The following is a 13,941-nucleotide window of genomic DNA, read 5'->3' as shown; positions in this document are numbered from 1 at the left end:
TCTCACCCCTTATACATTTTAAACCACGCTTGTAAACAGTTTTGTAAGTAGGTCATAGCCGACATATCCTTTATGCCAATTCGGAACCATTCGCCATTTAAACCCAAGAAATTTTTCGTATGGCGTAGTACTACACCCTTTGCTAGACAATGAGAGAAAAATAATTCTGCTTGCTGATTTTGGGGCAATGCAAAACAGACATAATTTGTCACGCTATTCGTCACCTGACAGCCATTTTTTCGTAAAAAACTTTGCAGCCACTCCCGCTGAGTTTGTGCATAAGCTATTGCCTGCTGGCAATATTCCTGTTCATCTAAACAATCGGCGCCAATAACAAGCGCAAAAGCATTAAGATTCCAATGAGATAGCATGGTCTTAAGCACAGAGACGATGGTGTCACTTGCTACTAAGTAGCCTAGTCGCAGTCCCGGGATTGCATACATTTTTGTCATGGACCGAACGACGATGACATGTGGATGTGAAGAGACATAACCGATCAATGAGTAGTCTTCACTTACCCAGTCTATAAACGCTTCGTCTAATACTAGCTCACAGTTTACTTGCGCTCCATAAGCCATTATTTGTAGAAGCTCCTCTTTCTTTGGTAACACACCCGTTGGATTATTGGGTGTGCACATATAAAGGGCATCTGCGTTAGTCATTTCTCGTAGCAAATGATCCATTGGCAACGTGTACTGGACAATATCCTCCACAATAATTGGGACAATGACCGCACCCGCTGCTTGTAACGTCCGTTCGTATTCAGAAAATGTAGGATGCACGATAATCACACGCTTATTTACATAACGTCTTGCAAGGACACTCAATAACTCGGACGCTCCGTTTCCAAGAAGCACTGCATTTTTCTCAACTTGATGAAACTTTGCCACCTTTGATAAAAATGGCTCTCCATCTGGATCAGGATAGCGTTGAATTAACGGATAATACGTCTGCCAGCGCGCCTCTACAAACAGAGGAGGCCCAGCAGCGTTGACGTTTTCACTAAAATCATATACTTCCGCGGGCATCGTAAGCCCTAATTGATGGTAGACATTTTGCGGATTTGCTCCATGATTAGGCAATTGCAAAAATCAACACCTCCATAGCTAACATGACAAGTGTAAAGAGCAACGTGGCAATACGCATATGAATAACCGACGTTGCGATATGTTCCTTCGTTAATGGAACTAACTTCTCACCCATCGTCGCTCGAAATGAAGGTACACCTTGATATGTATTTTTCCCACCCAGCTGTACACCAAGCTGAACGGCTGTTGCCGCTTCCAAATAACCACTATTTGGACTTGGATGCTTTTTAGCATCCTGTGCCCAACGTTTTAAACGCTGTCCAAGTGACACAGTCGTTTCATTTTTCGTCCCGAGTACCATCAGTAAACCTGTTAAACGACTTGGAATAAAATTCACGACATCATCAAGTTTTGCCGCAAACATGCCAAAGTCTTGGTACTTATCGTTTTTATAGCCAATCATTGAGTCAAGCGTATTAACCGCCTTATAGCCCCATAAACCGACAGCTCCAAATAAAAAGGCATAAAATAGCGGGGCGGTTACCCCATCGCTTGTATTTTCAGAAACTGTTTCTACGACCCCACGTACAATCTCGTCTTCATCTAGCTTTTCTGTATCACGTCCGACAATCCATGATAGTTTAACACGAGCCTCTGCAAAATCTCCTTTTACAAGTGGTTCATATACGGCCATCGCTGCTTCTTTCAAGCTTCGTTGTGCAAGCCCAATACCAATCAATAGACCTTCTACGAGTATGCCGAATATTAAACTAACCTGATAGCAAAGTAGTAAAATAGCCGTGACAACAAACATGGTCGTGCCCACAACAGCTAGTGACATCACCATACCACGCGTTTTGCGCATTTTGCCTTTATTCCATAATGCTGTTTGAGATTGAATAAGCTTTCCTATCCAGCGAACAGGATGTGGCATTTTAGGAGGATCCCCTACAGCTAAATCAAATACGAGCCCGATGATACAGGCAATAATCAGTACAATCATAGCGGATTCTCCTCTTTATCTTTTTTATATTTTTGAATGGCCTCACGCATCGTTTCGTAGACGCCATGTCCAATCACTTTACCAAGCATTGTAATTGGCCCCGCATATTGATGGTAGTCTCCTTCTTCTGTCGATGCAATCAACAAGCTATCCGTAGAAGTACCTGTTGCCTGTGTGCCTGTTGTAGGGTCTGTAATATTTTCATCAATGAGTGCCTTCACCTTTGCTTCCGTTGTTGAAATCATTGCTTGAAACAATGCCTCGTCCGACAATTTGCCGTTTATTAGCACCCAGGTATTAATCGTTCCAGCGTGATACTGCTCCTGACGATGAAAGGCGCGGGTAATATCGACGGCATTACCTAGTCCTGCTGTTATCATGATAACAAGATGTATGCCTTCATATGTAAACTCACGTATCGTTGCATAGCGTGCATATACAGCAGTCATCATAGCCACAGTATTCGCAGCAGGAAAGCCCTCAGACTCTAAAAACCGCTGTAATTCGTGGTGTGGTTGTCGTTCATCATAGGTATAGGGTACCGAGCGATTCATGACATGTGTATAATAGCCAAAACCCGGATTATGCATAGCTGAAGAAACAACCTTCATAGGTGATGCTGTCTGAATGGCAACATAATGTTCGAATATCTGAATATCTTCCTTGCGTAACACTGCCAACATCTCGCCCCCAATAAATTGAACCTAACTTTACGTCGTTGTGAACTTCCATTTTTGTTGAATGTGAAGTTTTTGCACTCGTTCGTCCAAGTTAAATAAAAAAACAAATTCTTACAAAGAAGAATTTGTACTGTTCATTCTTTAATTATGAATACACTGCAAATTTGAACCTTCTGAATTTTTTTATAGTACAGAGCAACAACTTCACAATACTCTAATAATTTATTTTCTTTGAAATTGTATCATAATTTTGCGTTTTATAATACTTCAATTTCATGGATAGTTCTTTATTATTTCTGTTTTAGATTTTTAAAGCGAACGATAGAACCTGCAATAATAAATACCCAACCAATACCAATATAGACAAACTTTGAAGTTTTTGTTGATGACGGTAAAATATCCATAATTGTTAAGCATACAAATAATATTCCAATGACTGAAAGCAACATACCTATTGATAGATTTTTCAAGATAAATTCCTCCTAACTATGTACGTCCTCGATTTTACCGCATTCTAGCAAAAAAGAAAACACTAATCCAAGCAGCAATCGCTTGAATTAGTGTTCGTCACTTACGCTTGCACATGGGCAAAGAATTCTCCATAAAGTGCTTGTAAAATTTGGTTTTCAAAGTCTTGTAAAACACCAAATACTAGACTTACCTCAGAGGAACCTTGGTTAATCATTTCAATGTTCGCACCTGTTTTTGAAATCGCTGTTGCTGCACGAGCCGCAAGACCCGTGTTATTACGCATCCCTTCCCCTACAATAACAATCATAGAGAAACCATGACGCATTTGTACATCATCTGCAAATAATTCGTTTTTCACACGAGCTAGAATACGCGCTTCATTTTCTGCTGTTAGTTGATTTGAACGCATGATAACCGAAATATCATCTAATCCAGATGGTGTGTGTTCATATGAAATATTTTCATCTTCTAAAATCTGTAGAAGCTTACGACCAAACCCTACTTCACGATTCATTAAATATTTAGATACATATAAAGTTGAAAAGCCACTGTCTGCCGAGATACCTGTTACCGGACGACCTGTTGCAGGACGATTCGGTACAATACGAGTACCTGGGGCTGTTGGATTATTTGTATTTTTTATGTTAACTGGCACCCCAATCTTATAAACAGGCATTAACGCTTCATCGTGGAACACTGAAAAGCCTGCATAGGATAATTCGCGCATTTCGCGATACGTAATTTCTTTAATTTCGACAGGATCATTCACGACTTTCGGATTCGCAGAGAACACACAATCTACATCCGTAAAGTTTTCATAAAGCTCGGCTTCAACAGCTGCTGCTAAAATAGAGCCTGTAATATCAGAGCCACCGCGATCAAAGGTACGCAGTATGCCCGCTTTAGTGTAACCGAAGAAACCTGGGAACACAATAATTTCTTTAGTGTCTTTTAGTGGAGCTAAATTGGCATATGCTTCGGGCAAAGCGAATGTACGTTCCGGTAAATCATTTACGACCAATCCTTCTTTTGGACTTACATAACGGGCCGGCATATCGATTGAGTTGAAATAGGCTGCAATTAGCTTTGCATTATTATCCTCACCAGATGCTTTTAAGTTATCGATAAATAATTCTTCGTTGGATTTATCGCCCTGTAGACGTTCACGCAAGTCGTCAGCTATGACATCACAAATCGTATAATCCAACTCTAAACCATCTGCAATCGCCTGATAGCGATTCACGACTTTTTGTAATTTTTCTTCTATGTCATCATTATTTAATGCTGCATTCGATAAATCAATTAGTAAATCAGTTACTTTAATATCATCACTAGAGCGTTTCCCTGGAGCTGATACGGCTACGATTTTACGTGCCGGATGAGATTTTACAATATTTGCCACTTTTCGAATTTGTTCAGCGCTTGCTACAGATGTTCCACCAAATTTACATACGATCATATCCATCAAATCCTAACTTTTTAAATTAAATGTATTCCTCCAAAAAACAATTGAATGTACACAGTGTACAAATTATCATTCACCACGTCAATACAATTTAAAAAATTCACGCAATTTAGTGATGGAATATGGACAATTTTCGCACTGTTTGATTTATTATACGGATTTCGAAGCAAATAGTTAAGGTTTTTGCAAATTTTTTTCGTCTAGTTTACATATTCGGGCAAAACTTCGCCTGAACTAGCAATACCGATTATGGATAGCTGCAATAATTTCTATATTGCGCATAAAAAAAAACGAGCCTGCTTAGCCCGCCTCCAGCGCTAAATGGCTTAGCATCAACCATTTAATTCTTTTTTACTTACATTTAGAAACCGTTACTCGTGATTTCCTTCTATTAATAATAAAGAAAACGCTTACTTTCATTATTATGATATGCACAAAAAATCGGTGTGTTTGTACTATAGGATGAATCACAGTTGTCACATCATGCATAAGCATAATGAATTATACAAGTATAATGATTTTACTAAAAGCAAAATTTTAAGCGCTAGTGAAAGTTATTAACGTTTAGAATAGGATAAAGGTCTTTTGTTTGTGCTGGAGCTGTTTAAACAAGGCTTATGTGTAAATTCTTTGTCATTTACAGCGGTTTTACATGCACGTCAGGCACTGGTCTTGGCGAACCACTTGAGCAATCTTCATCATTTCAAGTGAATATTGCTTGTACCTGAGCGAGTAATAGCCGAGCTTTATCGCGGTTGACTTGAGCGAATGTTGCTTGAAGCCGAGCGTTCCTGCCGTTGACCCGAGCGATTATTACTTGAAGCCGAGCGTTCCTGCCGTTGACCCGAGCGATTGTTGCTTGAAGCTGAGCGTTCCTGCGGTTGACCCGAGCGGTTGTTACTTGAAGCCGAGCGTTCCTGCGGTTGACCCGAGCGATTATTGCTTGAAGCCGAGCGTTCCTGTGGTTGACCCGAGCGAATGTTGGTTGAAGCTGAGCGTTCCTGCGGTTGACTTGAGCGAATGTTGGTTGCAGCTGAGCGTTCCTGCGGTTGACCCGAGCGGTTGTTACTTGAAGCCGAGCGTTTCTGCGGTTGACCCGAGCGATTGTTGCTTGAAGCTGAGCGTTCCTGCGGCTGACCCGAGCGGTTGTTGCTTGAACCTGAAACATTATGGCGGTTGACCCGAACAAAGCGAGGGAAGCAGCTCGACACCGCCCGCGAAAAGCGTCCGCCGTAGCAGAAATCAACGGGGTCATATAGATACCTCTATTTTAAAAGAAATAAACTGTAAACAAACCAATTTTTTGAGTTTGTCTACAGTCTGAAACGAGCCTCATTAGCTCGCTTGTTCTTTTAATAATTGTTTGATCAGTTTTTCAACCCTTCTTTGCTCACTTCTTGACAGTGCCTGACCATGTCTTTCTTCTATATAATAAAGCAAGCGCTTACTTCCGTTGTCTTTGACCGAAAAAATGGGTGTCGATGAATGGGGAGCGACATCAATCCTTACTGCATTATTGGCAAAATAAACAGCACCTTGTATCCAGTAATCTACACCATGTTGGTATAAATAACGGTGCAAGCGATATGTATGTGTGGCAACCTGCTTTACAGGATTATAAATCGTTTTCTTGTGCCCGTCATGCTTGATTTGCAGTAGTTCTCGCTCATTCACATTCCCCTCAATTACGCCAGAATGATTTTTCACTTCTACTACATAAATACCAGTCGGTCCAACAATAATTGTGTCTAATTGACTTGTCCGTCCATCAACCACAATCTGTATATCAGGAAAAATCGAATAACTTGCGGGAAGATCACTTAGCACGTGAAGAGCCCTATCTTCTCCAGCAAGACCAGCTGCCACCTTCCCAAGCTTATTACTTAAAGAGCTTTGACTTATGATATATAGCCCTACAATTGCCACAGCAACAAGTATCAGTACTAACAGTTGATACTGCCAAACGATAAGAATAATAACACATAGACCAACTGTACTTAACAGTCGGTATAAAACTTTTCTTTGCTTTAAATGCTGTAAATCTCTTTCTAGTTGTCGTTCATGATGATAAATTTTAGCCATTTAAGCCCTTTCCATTCGGCATTGTCTTAGCAAAGACAAATGATATCTTGCCGTTTTCTAATTTTAATTTTGCCTTGCCCTTCTTCCCGCTTTTCCATGTAAAGCGAATGTCACGCGTTTCCTTCCCTTGCAATAATTTTTTCTTGTCTGTCGGCGTGATCTTGTCCATCATAATAGACTGCAATAAAAAACTTACATGTCTTATTCGTGCAACTATAGCTTTTAAAACCTTCCACAACATCATGACCACATTACACGCAACGACCAACCTTGATAATTTCCTTATCCGCTACAGTTGGGTCTCATATAAAGAGGTGAACCCCTTCTCTATGACCATATTGCCGCTTGCCTTTAACCACTCACCGTTCGAGGATAAAAACATCACCGATTTATCTAATACATAAGGCGGCAAGAAAAGGCTAGTAGCCTCTTCACTATTAAATGATAAATTTTCTGTTCAACAGCCGAAAGTTTTTCAAGCTTTGGAACCGTATGTGTCACCGTAATGGCATGGTGATCCGTCAATTTTTTATCATCTACGTAGCGCTTAGCGTGCATGATTTTTTGAATATGTGCACATTCAAGCTGTGTATAGTTAGGTATTGATGAAAGTGCCTGCAAATGCTGTTGAATACCTGCAGAAAAATTTGTTGGCAAGTGCTTTGACTCTGTACGTTATCTAAATAAAAATGGACTTAATTATTTTGGACATAATTAAAACATATAAAAGCTCAGTTTATAAGTCAACAAAAATAGATTTCCTAAAAATAGATGGACATAATTATTGGTATAACCGTTATACTGAAAATTAATTTATAATCATTAAATAAGAAGTTGTAATTATTATTAATAGGAGAAGGATATATGAAAATAGTAATCGCAGAAAAACCAGACCAAGCAGCAAAATTAGCTGCTCCCTTTTCTTTTACTAAAAAAGCAGGTTATTTTGAAGTAAAACCAAACACATACTTTCCAGATGGGGCACTTATCACATGGGCGATAGGACATCTATGTGAATTAAAAGCTCCAGAAGAATATAATCCCAAGTGGAAAAAATGGACGTTAGAAACATTGCCGATTATTCCAGATCGATTCGAATATAAAGTTACGAAATCAAAATATAAACAATTCAATGTAATCAAAGGTTTAGTAAAAAGATCTGATATTCGAGAAATCATAATTGGTGGGGATGCGGGTCGTGAAGGTGAATTAATAATTCGCACCATTTTAAAAGTATGCGGAGTTAATAAACCAATGAAACGTTTATGGATATCATCTTTAACTGAAAACGCTGTAAAAAACGGTTTTTCTAACTTACTTCCAGAAGATAAAACGAGAGATATTTATTTCGAAGCATTAAGTCGTTCTTGTGCTGACTGGTTAATTGGCATTAATACATCTAGACTATATACTGTTCTACTCAAACAAAATGGTGTAAAAGATGTGTTTTCAATTGGTCGTGTGCAAACACCTACACTTGCGCTAATCGTTAAACGCGAGCATGAAATAGCAAATTTTAAGTCTGAACCTTTTTGGGAAGTTGATGCAGAATTTAATTTTGATGGGAAAATGTTAAAAGCGAAATGGCATAAAAATAATATTTCAAGAGTTCAAGAGGAAAAACAAGCAATTGCAATCGCTAATTTCTGTATCAATAAAAATGTAGAAATTACTAATATAAAAAAAGAAACAAAGGAATACGCTCCTCCTTTGTTGTTCAACCTATCTGCATTACAAGCAACTGCAAATAAGGCATATAAATTCTCACCACAAAATACGCTAGATATTTTGCAAAAACTCTATTTGAAGGGCTTGGTTTCATATCCAAGATCTGATTCACAATTTTTGACGATCGAAGAAGCAAAAACACTACCAATTATATTAGAAAATTTGAGTAAAATTGATAAGTATAAAAACCTTCTTCCACCGCCAAAAAATTCAATTATGAATAATAAAAGATTTGTAAACGAAAAAAAAGTTACCGATCACCATGCGATTATTATTACTGAGCAGTTACCTAAATTTTCTAAGCTTAGCTCGGAAGAAGAAAAAATATATGATTTAGTCGTTCGACAAGTCATTGCAGCTCATTATAACAATGCAATTTTTTCTTACACGACAATTCATTCACTTGTAGAAAAACGTGCAGAGTTCATTTCTAAGGGCAAAGTGCAAATTGAAGAAGGTTGGCGTAAAGTAATTTATCATTCTAAAGACACTTTATCTACAGAAGAAGATGAATTGCTTCCCCTACTTTCAGAAAATGAACTTGGGATAGTTGCAAAAACTAAAGTGAAAAAAGGTGAAACACAGCCACCCAATCGATATTCTGAAGGAAATTTAATTACAGTAATGAAAACAGCTGGTAAACATTTAGAAGATGCTAAATTAGAAAAGGTTTTATCTAAAACTGAAGGTTTAGGTACTGAAGCCACACGCGCTGGAATTATTGGCACACTTAAAGATCGAAACTATATCGAAGTTAAGAAAAACCAAGTCTTTGCAACAACTAAAGGCATGTTACTTATCGAGGCACTAGGTGAAAGCATATTAACGTCTCCTTCAATGACAGGTAAATGGGAGCAACGACTAACTGAAATCGGTGAAGGCAACGCTTCTCCAAAAGCATTTATGGAACAAGTAAAAAAGCTTGCTGACAAATTGATTTCAGATGCTAACGAGCGTGAAAAGGAATGGGCATTTAATCAAAATGCAGTCGATAAAATCACTGCAAATAATCCGTATAATAAAAAATATAAAAAAGAAAAAACAGTTGTTGGGAAATGTATCCTTTGCGAGGGGTCAATCATAGATCATGGCACTTTTTACGGTTGCTCAAATTATAAAGCTGCTAACTGTAAATTCTCTGTTTCTAAGAAAATCCTGAGAAGAACCATTACACAAGCTAATATAAAAAAGCTCCTAGCCTCTGGTGAAACGGATTTGATTAAAGGGTTTAAAAAAGGCGAGAAAACTTTTAATGCTCACCTTATTTGGGATGAAAAAGAGCGTAAAATTAATTTTAAATTCCCGCAATAATCATTAACATTCAAAGTAGTGTTTCCATTTAAGTTCACTTCTTATAATATTAAATTTTCCCTACATTGGATGGTTATCCAACTAAAGCATTTGCATAAAAAAAAACGGATTTGGAAGATAAACAGTTCCAAATCCGTTTCATTGTTTATAAAAGGTTCTTTTGATGGCAATCGGTATACCGAAAGCTCTTTATTACATACGTAAGTACTAATAATATATGTGCATGTATTGGACGCAATGAATAATCCATATTTCCACTCATTTTCGACCCTAAAAATATACCGATTATTCCAAAAATAGCTGCAAAACGAATTAATCGGATTGATCATTTCTTTTCCATAATGTTAGCTCCTTCTAATTGGTAATTTAATTTCAAATGTACTTCCTTTCCCGATTTTACTTGTTACATTTACTTGTCCACCATGTAACTCCACAACTTTCTTGCAATAAAAAGCTGTGTAGACAATATTCAAAGGAAAATCCAAGAAATGTTGGTTTAACAGCATTTCTTGGATTTCGGTTTCATTCCAAACTTTCATTTGAGAACGGTATTAACGTTTACTAGTGTATAAAAATAATTAATTTTGAGATAGGTGGAACCAATTGAGTTAACCAAAGGGACTTTTTAACATATGTCTTCGTTGAAGAAGTATCAGTTAAATGAAATGATTTAACTACTTTTTAACATTTATCACTTTGTATCCAACAAATAAGATTAAAAACCAAACTGGTGCGACATATAGGGCAACACGCATATCTGGAATAAACGCCATTAACACAATAACCATTAATAAGAATGCAATGGCAATGTACGTAGAAAGTGGATAAAGCGGAATTTTGAATTTCAGTTCGGCTACTTCCTCTTTCGTTTTTGACTTTCTAAATTTCAATTGTGCTAATAAAATAATCATCCAGCTTGTAATGACTGCAACAGTCGCAACAGCAGAAATATAGATGAACACTTTTTCAGGTACTACATAATTTAAGACAACCGCAATTAATAACACCGCTGAAGAAAATAAAATCCCTCTACGCGGACTACCGTTTTTACTTACTGTTTTAAAATATTTTGGAGCATTTTTTTGTACCGATAAGTTGTGTAGCATACGTCCTGAACCGTATAAACCACTATTAAACGCAGACATAGCTGCTGTAATTACAACAAAGTTAATAATGTGAGCCGCAGCAGGGATGCCGACGTAATCGAAAATTTGAACGAACGGGCTACCTTCTGAACCAACTTCGTTCCAAGGATAAATAACCATCATAACGCCTAATGCACCAATGTAGAAAATTAAAATACGCCAAACGATGTTGTTAATAGCTGAAGGAATTGACTTGCTAGGATTTTTTGCTTCTCCTGCAGAAATACCAACTAATTCAACCCCACCGAATGAGAACATAACTAATACTAGTGACATTAAAATACCATGGAAACCGTTTGGCATGAAGCCACCGTGTGCCCATAAATTATCTAAGCCAATTGCTTCACCGTGGTTGCCAACACCGAAGAAAATAATGGCTAATCCTAGAACGATCATACCGATAATCGCAACAACTTTAATCATCGCAAACCAGAATTCGAATTCTCCGTAAGCTTTTACATTTGCTAAGTTTACAAGCATCATCATAACAAGTACTACAAGGGCAGTTACCCATTGTGGAATATCAGGGAACCAGTAGTTAATATATACACCGACTACTGTTAATTCTGCCATGCCAACGACAATCCACATGAACCAATACGTCCAACCAGATAAGAACCCAGCAAAGCGTCCTAAATATTTATTCGCGTACGTACTGAACGAGCCTGATACAGGTTCCTCTACTGCCATTTCGCCTAATGCACGCATAATTGTGAAAATAACTAATCCGCCAATTAAATAAGCTAGTAAAATAGATGGCCCAGCCATTTGAATTGTTGAACTAGAGCCATAAAATAAACCGACCCCAATGGATCCGCCAAGTGCAATTAGTTGCATGTGACGAGTACTTAATCCGCGCTTTAGCTGTGAATCTTGATGATTGTCTTTCATAATGTCTTACTCCTAATACGTTTAGATTTTCAAATACTTTGCTCAAAAAAGGAATAAAAAAAAACGCCCTTTTGGACTAACCAAAAGGACGATTCAACTCGTGTTACCACCTTTAATTTATAAGCAATTCACATTACTTACCTTAAGAAGTACGGTCATTTGACGATACTCTCGCACATGATTACGGGTGCTTACCGGTGTAGCCTACTTAGAATGATCTTTTCGGTACACGGCTCCAAGATGAATTCTCAATCGTTTTACATGCACCTCTCATCAATCGGTAACTTTCTGTTCGTAAAAATAATTGATACTATTTCTTTTCATAGCCTTTGTTCTATACAAATATTTTTGAATTGTTTTTCATTTTACAGAAAAAAATTATTTTGTCAATATAATTTTCAAATTTTCTTCATAACCCACTTAATTTATATATGACAACACGCGTGTTGATTAACCAAAATCATCCAGTATTCTCTTCGTGAAGCTTCCGGTAAAACGCCAAAGTTTTGTTAATGTACAAGCGCCATTCAAAAGGCAAGGCAGCACAAAGAAACAGGCGTGTAAAACCTGCGAATGACAGGGATTTTGGGCCTTTTTTCTTTTGACCTTGCTTGTGTAAAAAATTCAATAAAACATACGCAATCAATGCAGCGAATAGTTGATTAAATACCGCATTGGGCGTTGTGCCGAAAAAAGTCGGCACGTTCAAATTTTGTTTAATCCAGCGGAAAAATGATTCGATTGCCCAGCGTGATTTGTATATGTCCGCAATCTCTTCTGGTGTGATGTTCCTCAAACTAGTCACGACACGCATCGATTTGCCTTCGTAATCGATAAATTCCACGACCCGATGGCGTTTTTCCGTTTGTTTTTGCGAGGTACCCATTGTACACGTGAAATCAGCTGTAACGTGGGAATCCTTACTTGGCGTATATTTCAATGTTTTTTTCTGATTCAAGTGAAGGTTATCTTTTAAACGAATGACAAAATCCTGTTTTTCTTTCACATAGCGATCGACTTTATCAATCGAAAAATACGCACGGTCACCAATCAGAATAAATCGTTTGTCTTCTAGGCTTTCGCCGATTGGACCATCATGTTTTAAGCCAGTTGTTTCCACGACTTTTAAAGGCATGGCGCTTTCATTAGTGAAACTGACATGGAGTTTGATTCCTGAACGCTCGCCGTGATAAAGTGCCCAGGGTAATCGATTTTTCCCCACCGTAATCGTTGTCGAATCGACAGCTAACAGTTCTTTTTTCATGGAAAGAGAACGTTTCGCAGACCGATTGAGCTTGCCACTGACCACATCGAAAATGCGTTTCATGATGTGGTAATCCAGGTCTTTAAATCGTTTCGATAGCGAAGAATGATCGACCGAAACGAGCCCAATACTCGGTGCGACATCCGCTGCGTGACGCAAGCTTTTCCATTCGTGGGTCGCAGCGCCAACTAAATAGGAAATGAGTGTCGAAACGGTACATTTTCGCGCCGTATTAACGAAACCGAACTCCGCTAAAATCGCTTGAAGCTCGGTTTCCGGAAGAAAGTTTTGAAGTAGCGTAAAAATCGTGTTATTCTTGGGCAAGAGAGATTCCTCATTTCGTAAACAGTTGTTGTGGTGACTACTATTTTACATGAGAATCTCTCTTTTTCTATGCGATTTTATTGGAAGAAACTAGATAATCAACAGGCGTGGCTTTTTAACTTTCTTTTATCTTCTTCTGAGTCCAAAGAATGCATTTTATCCTCCAGCGAAGTGAATAGATTCATAATGATAACTGAGCCATAATCTAATTTGGCAAGATTGTTTATGACGTACATTGTTGTTTGGTCTTGCACAATTTCATCTGTCTGACCCCCTCCAATCACTCCTTTTACTGCCCTCCTAATTTTCTATAAGCAACTACACCACCGACTGTATCTATAACTGCTGCCTTGATAGGATTAATTGAAAAAATTAATGAATTACTGTAAGTCATTTCTCGTTTGAAAGTTCTACTTTTTTATTCAATTACTAGGAATATAGATTTAATCTATATTTCATAAATTGATACTAATTATCAATATTTCAGAATATTTAAATATTCCGATTCTCGAATTAGTTCCATTGTGTTAAATTGGAAATATCACACTA

At 37.9% G+C, this 13,941-nt stretch carries 11 protein-coding genes, 1 pseudogene and 1 other annotated feature; of the genes and pseudogenes, 1 reads left to right on the top strand and 11 read right to left on the bottom strand.

Annotation, left to right across the window (positions count from 1 at the left end):
• Positions 1 to 2: 2 nt before the first annotated feature.
• The 8 genes and pseudogenes from ACQKII_RS03975 to ACQKII_RS03940 form a co-directional block, all read right to left on the bottom strand.
• Positions 3 to 1,088 carry a pyridoxal phosphate-dependent aminotransferase gene (locus ACQKII_RS03975; RefSeq protein ID WP_427456537.1) on the bottom strand — a complete coding sequence of 362 codons (1,086 nt, stop codon included), beginning with the start codon at positions 1,086 to 1,088 and terminating at the stop codon, positions 3 to 5.
• Entirely contained in the window at positions 1,075 to 2,031 is a 957-nt protein-coding gene (cbiB, locus tag ACQKII_RS03970; protein ID WP_427456535.1) for an adenosylcobinamide-phosphate synthase CbiB, read from the bottom strand. The genes ACQKII_RS03975 and cbiB overlap by 14 nt, the downstream gene beginning before the upstream one ends.
• A complete protein-coding gene (locus ACQKII_RS03965; RefSeq protein ID WP_427456759.1) occupies positions 2,028 to 2,705 on the bottom strand; it encodes an adenosylcobinamide amidohydrolase in 678 nt (225 codons plus the stop codon). Before ACQKII_RS03965 ends, cbiB begins: the two co-directional genes overlap by 4 nt.
• Before the next feature lie 296 nt (positions 2,706 to 3,001).
• A complete protein-coding gene (locus ACQKII_RS03960) occupies positions 3,002 to 3,181 on the bottom strand; it encodes a hypothetical protein (RefSeq protein ID WP_427456533.1) in 180 nt (59 codons plus the stop codon).
• A gap of 101 nt (positions 3,182 to 3,282) precedes the next feature.
• Positions 3,283 to 4,641 (bottom strand): aspartate kinase, encoded by a 1,359-nt coding sequence (locus tag ACQKII_RS03955; RefSeq protein ID WP_427456531.1) that lies wholly within the window; start codon positions 4,639 to 4,641, stop codon positions 3,283 to 3,285.
• 1,341 nt (positions 4,642 to 5,982) lie between these two features.
• On the bottom strand, positions 5,983 to 6,729 hold the full coding sequence (locus ACQKII_RS03950) for a nuclease-related domain-containing protein (RefSeq protein ID WP_427456529.1): 747 nt from the start codon (positions 6,727 to 6,729) through the stop codon (positions 5,983 to 5,985).
• Positions 6,722 to 6,967, bottom strand: a complete 246-nt coding sequence (locus ACQKII_RS03945) for a hypothetical protein (RefSeq protein WP_427456527.1) — start codon at positions 6,965 to 6,967, stop codon at positions 6,722 to 6,724. Before ACQKII_RS03945 ends, ACQKII_RS03950 begins: the two co-directional genes overlap by 8 nt.
• Before the next feature lie 155 nt (positions 6,968 to 7,122).
• Positions 7,123 to 7,392: pseudogene (locus tag ACQKII_RS03940) on the bottom strand (DNA topoisomerase); the annotation flags it as partial.
• Between the two features lie 201 nt (positions 7,393 to 7,593).
• On the opposite strand from ACQKII_RS03940, the gene ACQKII_RS03935 reads away from it, so the two are divergent.
• Entirely contained in the window at positions 7,594 to 9,768 is a 2,175-nt protein-coding gene (locus tag ACQKII_RS03935; RefSeq protein ID WP_427456526.1) for a DNA topoisomerase III, read from the top strand.
• A 674-nt stretch (positions 9,769 to 10,442) separates the two neighbouring features.
• On the opposite strand, the gene ACQKII_RS03930 is transcribed toward ACQKII_RS03935, so the two are convergent.
• The 3 genes from ACQKII_RS03930 to ACQKII_RS03920 all read right to left on the bottom strand — a co-directional run bounded on the left by ACQKII_RS03930 (position 10,443) and on the right by ACQKII_RS03920 (position 13,676).
• Positions 10,443 to 11,804, bottom strand: coding sequence for an amino acid permease (locus ACQKII_RS03930; RefSeq protein WP_427456524.1), 1,362 nt, complete (start codon positions 11,802 to 11,804; stop codon positions 10,443 to 10,445).
• Between the two features lie 81 nt (positions 11,805 to 11,885).
• Positions 11,886 to 12,137: a binding site (T-box leader), on the bottom strand.
• Between the two features lie 127 nt (positions 12,138 to 12,264).
• A complete protein-coding gene (locus ACQKII_RS03925; RefSeq protein WP_427456522.1) occupies positions 12,265 to 13,392 on the bottom strand; it encodes an IS4 family transposase in 1,128 nt (375 codons plus the stop codon).
• Between the two features lie 98 nt (positions 13,393 to 13,490).
• A complete protein-coding gene (locus tag ACQKII_RS03920) occupies positions 13,491 to 13,676 on the bottom strand; it encodes a DUF1643 domain-containing protein (protein ID WP_427456520.1) in 186 nt (61 codons plus the stop codon).
• Positions 13,677 to 13,941 lie beyond the last annotated feature (265 nt).

The organism is Lysinibacillus sp. NPDC048646 (assembly GCF_050272295.1).
Classification (GTDB): domain Bacteria; phylum Bacillota; class Bacilli; order Bacillales_A; family Planococcaceae; genus Lysinibacillus.
The sequence above is the reverse complement of the archived record's forward strand: the minus strand, read 5'-3'. Positions and strand labels throughout refer to the sequence as shown.

Bases quoted from the DNA above. Each gene is read 5' to 3' on its own strand.
- ACQKII_RS03950 (WP_427456529.1), bottom strand. From the start codon at position 6,729: ATGGCTAAAATTTATCATCATGAACGACAACTAGAAAGAGATTTACAG.
- ACQKII_RS03955 (WP_427456531.1), bottom strand. From the start codon at position 4,641: ATGATCGTATGTAAATTTGGTGGAACATCTGTAGCAAGCGCTGAACAA.
- ACQKII_RS03935 (WP_427456526.1), top strand. From the start codon at position 7,594: ATGAAAATAGTAATCGCAGAAAAACCAGACCAAGCAGCAAAATTAGCT.
- ACQKII_RS03930 (WP_427456524.1), bottom strand. From the start codon at position 11,804: ATGAAAGACAATCATCAAGATTCACAGCTAAAGCGCGGATTAAGTACT.
- cbiB (WP_427456535.1), bottom strand. From the start codon at position 2,031: ATGATTGTACTGATTATTGCCTGTATCATCGGGCTCGTATTTGATTTA.